General features: G+C 74.2%; 4 protein-coding genes. 1 reads left to right on the forward strand and 3 read right to left on the reverse strand.

All coding sequences use genetic code 11. The features are described from left to right. Window positions 1–55: 55 nt before the first annotated feature. The 3 genes from GTW43_RS05465 to GTW43_RS05475 form a co-directional block, all read right to left on the reverse strand. Window positions 56–859 carry an HAD family hydrolase gene (locus GTW43_RS05465; RefSeq protein ID WP_161300479.1) on the reverse strand — a complete coding sequence of 268 codons (804 nt, stop codon included), beginning with the start codon at window positions 857–859 and terminating at the stop codon, window positions 56–58. A gap of 153 nt (window positions 860–1,012) precedes the next feature. After that, the gene (locus tag GTW43_RS05470; protein ID WP_161300480.1) at window positions 1,013–2,215 is read right to left on the reverse strand and encodes an FAD-dependent oxidoreductase; all 1,203 of its coding nucleotides are present in this window, start codon (window positions 2,213–2,215) and stop codon (window positions 1,013–1,015) included. Window positions 2,216–2,264: 49 nt separating this feature from the next. Continuing rightward, window positions 2,265–3,512, reverse strand: coding sequence for an ATP-grasp domain-containing protein (locus GTW43_RS05475; protein WP_161300481.1), 1,248 nt, complete (start codon window positions 3,510–3,512; stop codon window positions 2,265–2,267). A 228-nt stretch (window positions 3,513–3,740) separates the two neighbouring features. On the opposite strand from GTW43_RS05475, the gene fahA reads away from it, so the two are divergent. Next, entirely contained in the window at window positions 3,741–5,006 is a 1,266-nt protein-coding gene (gene fahA / locus GTW43_RS05480; protein ID WP_161300482.1) for a fumarylacetoacetase, read from the forward strand. Window positions 5,007–5,057 lie beyond the last annotated feature (51 nt).

Below are 5,057 nucleotides of genomic sequence, written 5' to 3' on the forward strand. Positions count from 1 at the left end.
CGCGGGGAACTGCGCGACCAGCCCCCACCGGGCCGCACTCGGCGACGGGTCGGGGTCAGGCGCCCACGAGGCGTTCCACGACCACCGCGACGCCGTCCTCCTCGTTCGACAGGGTCACCTCGTCCGCCACCGCCCGCAACGCGGAATGCGCCCCGGCCATGGCCACCCCCCACCCGGCCCACCGGAACATCGGCACGTCGTTGGGCATGTCACCGAAGGCGACCGTCGCGGCGGCCGCGACCCCCAACCGCTGCGCCGCGAGCCCGAGCCCCGTCGCCTTCGTCACCCCGAGCGGCTGCAGCTCCACCGTCCCCGGCCCCGACATCGTGACCGTCGCCAGCGACCCCACCGCGGCCCGCGCGATCTCCGCCAGCGCGTCGTCCCCGAGCTCGGGATGGCGCAGCAGCACCTTGCTGATGGGCCGCTCCCACAGGTCGGCCCGGCGCAGCACCCGTACCGCGGGCAGCGTGGGGTGCGGCATGAGGTAGCCGGGCTCGATCAGCGTCAGGCCGTCGACCCCGTCCTGGTCGACCGCCGCGTGCAGCTGTCCGGCCTCCGCCTCGATCTTGCCGAGCGCCGTCTCCGCCAACTCCCGGTCCAGCGTGCGGGACCAGAGCAGCCGGTCCGTCGACCGGTCGTAGAGCTGCGCCCCCTGCGCACACACCGCGAGCCCACCGCCGAGATCGTCCAGGAGCGGCTTCACGCGGGGCGCGGGCCGTCCGGTCACGACGATGTGCCGGGCTCCCGCCGCGGCGGCCCGGTCGAGCGCCGCGCGCGTCCGGTCGGAGACCGTGTCGTCGCCGCGCAGCAGCGTTCCGTCCAGGTCGGTGGCGATGAGGGCATATGCAAGTGCGGCCATGGGGCGAAGAATACGGACCCGGAGCCGCGTCGTTTCCCCGACCAGAACGTTCCTTCGGCCCGGGCCGGGTGCGGGAGCGGCACGGTCCGCCCCGATCGGGTGAGGCACCTGCTCCCCGCGCGCCCCGGGCCGCCCGGCCCGCGCCGGCGGAGCCTACCCGTGCGCCGCCGCGAGGTGCCCGGCCAGTCGCGGGGACGCGAACTCCGTGCCGCACACGAAGCGCATGACCGGACCGTACGAGGAGCCGCCGAGCATGCCCGTGAAGTAGAGGCCGGGCACGGACGAGACGTAGCCCGCGCCGAGGCGCGGCGTGCCACGGCTGGTGGCGATGCGGGTGCGCAGGCCGTCGCCGAGGAACGGCAGCGCGGCGAGGTCGACGCGGTAGCCGGTGGCCGCGATGACGTGGTCGGCGACCAGGTCGGCGCGCCGGCCGCCGTGGGTGCGCACCGAGACGCAGGGCCGGTCGCCCGACACGGTCAGCCGCTGCACCGCCGCGACGTCCCGCACCGTGACCTGCCCCTCGAACCGCTCGCGCAGCCACCAGGCGCCCAGCGGTCCGAGCACCCGCTTCGTGAGGAAGTGCCGCGCCTGCGGCGGCAGTTGACGGTACTGGTGCGGATAGTAGGTGAGGAAGTACAGCGACCAGGCCCTGCCGAACGGGGTGTCCGGGCGCAGCCGCGGCTGGCGCCAGGGCGGCTCGCCGAAGCGGACACGGCCCTTGCCGCGGGCCACGACCCGCACGGTGGCCCCGGCCTCCGCCGCGAGCGCCGCCGTCTCCAGCGCGGACTGGCCGGCGCCGACGACGAGCAGCTCCTTGCCGGCGAACCGGCTCAGGTCGTGGTGCTGGGCGCTGTGCGAGAGCGGGCCCGTGGGGGTGGGACCGTCGGGCACGGCCGCCGCGAGCTCGCCCGGCACGTGCTCCAGGCCCGACAGGCCGGTCGCCACGACGACGGCCCGCGCCGTGAACTGCTCGCCCGAGTCCAGTTTCAGCTCGAAACCGGCCCGGCCGCGCCGGTCCACCGACACGACCCGGACCTGCTCCAGGTCGGGCACGAGCTTCTTGCGGAACCAGTCGCCGTACGCGACGAAGGTGTCCGCCGTGACCAGGTCCTCGTCGGTGACGAGCCGGTCGATCCCGGCGGCGTCGCAGTAGTCGACGAGGTCGTGGCCGCGCTGCGGTGCGTCGATGTTCGAGGCGGACGGGACGGACTTGAGGATCATGCCCGCGGGCATGTGCGCGCGCCAGCTCACCATGGGGTCACCGAAGACCCGCACGGGGATGCCGCGCGCCCGCAGATGGGCGGCGGTGGACAGGCCGTAGGGGCCCGCACCGATGACAGCTACCGGATGGATCACGAAGTCCCCCTCCAGGACGACGCAGCGTGCAGGACGTGCTGACGCGTGCTCACTTCGTGCCGCGGCGGCTGGTCCGCCACAGCTGGTAGAGGTGCTTGGCGCCCGGCCGGACGGTGCGCGCGAGCATCGTGAAGAACGGCCACGGATCGTCCGCGGCCCACCACGCGGGCTCCGTCCCGCTCGCGCGGGCCGGGGCGTGCGGGGTCGTGTATCCGCTGCGCCGGTACGCGAGCAGGGCCGGCAGGTCGATGTTCTCCACGACGAACCGGTGTCCCGCGCGCTGCTCCCCCTCCGGGACACGGCGGCCGGTCAGGTCCAGGTGCAGGGCGCGCACGACGTCCACGCCCGCCCCGCTCTCGAACAGGCGGAACTGCGCGCCCATCCGGGGGTTGAAGTCGAGCAGCTTGTACCGCCCGTCGCGCCGGTCGAAGCGCAGGTCGAGGTCGACGACCCCGGTGAAGCCGATCTCCTTGACGAACCGGGTGGCCAGGTCGGCCAGTTCGGGGTTGTCGACGACGTAGGCGTGCGCCGTCATGCCCGCGTGCGGGGGCCAGGAGCGCACCTTGACCCCGGTGAACAGGGCGAGCGGCGTCGCGTCCCGGTCCACGTACGCGTGCACGATCCAGTCCTCGGCGTCCTCGCGCGGCAGGTACTCCTGGAGGATCACCCCGGGCTTCTCGCCCCAGTCGCGGGCCAGTTCCCGCAGGCCGTCCGGGGTGGTGATGCGGGTCGTCCCGTTGACCGCGGGGCGGCTGCGGCGGGTGAACGCCTCCCGGTTCTTGGCGATCACCGGGAAGCGCGCCGTCGCCGCGAACCGCGCGACGTCCGCCGCCGACTCGGGGAACGCCGCCACCGGCGACGCGATCCCGTGCTCCCCGCACAGCTCGTGCAGCCCCTGCTTGCTGGCGAGCCGGCGCGGCAGGCCCGGCTCGACCGGCGGCAGCAGGAACCCGGCGGCGCGCAGCGGCTCCTGGTGCTCGGCCAGCAGGACCGCCGCCTCCTCGTCCGTCGGGATCATGACCGTGGGGCGGCCGATCCGGCGGGCGACGCGCAGCAGCCCGTCGACGAGCCGCTCCGGATCCTCGGCCCCGGTGGTGCGCCAGGGGAACGCCCGGCGCAGATAGCGGGACGCGGCCGCCGGCGTGTGACGGTCCTCGGTGATCGCGTACATGGGCACGCCGAGACGGCCCAGACTGCGGATGGCGCCCACTCCTCCGTGGTGCAGCGGATAGTCGCCGATCTTGACGACGAGCCCTGCCACGTCCCGGTCCACGTCGAGCGACGTGCTCCCGGCCATGCCGGTACTCCTGGCCACGGGTCCCCCCACGTGTCCTGTCCCCCTCCGAGCGCCGGACCCTCCCCCACCCGTGTTCGGGGTCCGCGCTCACCGGACATAGACGCTAAGCCCGAACCGACCACTCCATCAACGGGTCATTCGGACATTGCGAACTCTTTAGGCACTGCCCGAACTCCCGTCTCCCACGTAACGTGTGGCGCACCCGAATGGAAAGTGAGGCCCGTAGGCATGGCAGCCGCAGCCGCGTCCGAGCACACCCCGCTCGACCCGTTCGACCTCCCCGAAGGCCACCCCTTCGGTGCACACACCCTGCCGTACGGCGTCTTCTCGCCCGCCGGGCAGGAGCCCCGCGTGGGCGTCCGCCTCGGCGACCACGTCCTGGACGCGGGCGCCGTCGCCGCCGCGCTCGGCTCCCCCTACGGGGCGCTGCTCGCGCGCCCGAACCTCAACCCGCTCCTCGCCGCGGGCCGCACCGCCTGGTCCGACGTGCGCCGCGCGCTCACCGGCTGGGTCACGGTGCCCGCCCACCGCGAGACCGTCCGCGCGCACCTGCACCCGCTCGACACGGTCACGCTGCACCTGCCGTTCGAGGTCGCGGACTACGTCGACTTCTACGCGTCGGAGCACCACGCCTCCAACCTGGGCCGTCTCTTCCGGCCGGACGAGGAGCCGCTGAAGCCCAACTGGAAGCATCTTCCGGTGGGTTACCACGGCCGCGCGGGGACGGTCGTGGTCTCGGGCACGGACGTGGTCCGCCCCTCGGGCCAGCGCAAGGCCCCCGCCGACCCGGCACCGGTCTTCGGGCCGTCCGTCCGCCTCGACATCGAGACCGAGGTCGGATACGTCGTCGGCACCCCGTCCGCGCAGGGCACGTCCGTGCCGCTCGGCGCGTACCGGGACCACGTCTTCGGCATCTGCCTGCTCAACGACTGGTCGGCCCGCGACATCCAGGGCTGGGAGGCCGTCCCGCTCGGCCCGCACCTCGGCAAGTCCTTCGCGACGTCGGTGTCCGCGTGGATCACGCCGCTCGACGCGCTGGACGCGGCGCGGGTGGCTCCGCCGGAGCGGACCGTCCCGCTGCTGCCGTACCTCGACGACTCCGCGGCGGACGTCGACCCCGCCGGGTACGACCTGCGCATCACCGTGACCCTGAACGGCCAGGTCGTCTCGGAGCCGCCCTACGCGGGCATGTACTGGACCGGGGCGCAGATGCTGGCGCACATGACGGTGAACGGGGCGTCGCTGCGCACCGGTGACCTCTACGGGTCCGGGACGATCTCGGGGGCGGGGGAGCACGAGCGCGGGTCGTTCATGGAGATGACCTGGAACGGGACGCGGCCGTTGAAGCTGGCGGACGGGGCGGAGCGGGGGTTCCTCTCGGACGGGGATGTGGTGACGCTGAGTGCGTGGGCGCCCGGTGCGGGCGGGGTCCGGGTGGGCCTGGGCGAGGTCACGGGGCGCGTTGTGCCCGGTGCGGTGCCGGTCGCGCCGTAGCTCCGCGTCTCCCGTCGCCGGGTGCGGGTCTCGTCGTGGCTGGTCGCGCAG

This window comes from Streptomyces sp. SID5785 (genome assembly GCF_009870065.1).
Classification (GTDB): Bacteria; Actinomycetota; Actinomycetes; order Streptomycetales; family Streptomycetaceae; genus Streptomyces.

Excerpts from the sequence above, each read along its gene's own strand:
- GTW43_RS05465 (WP_161300479.1), bottom strand. The coding sequence starts at position 859 with ATGGCCGCACTTGCATATGCCCTCATCGCCACCGACCTGGACGGAACG.
- GTW43_RS05475 (WP_161300481.1), bottom strand. The coding sequence starts at position 3,512 with ATGGCCGGGAGCACGTCGCTCGACGTGGACCGGGACGTGGCAGGGCTC.
- fahA (WP_161300482.1), top strand. The coding sequence starts at position 3,741 with ATGGCAGCCGCAGCCGCGTCCGAGCACACCCCGCTCGACCCGTTCGAC.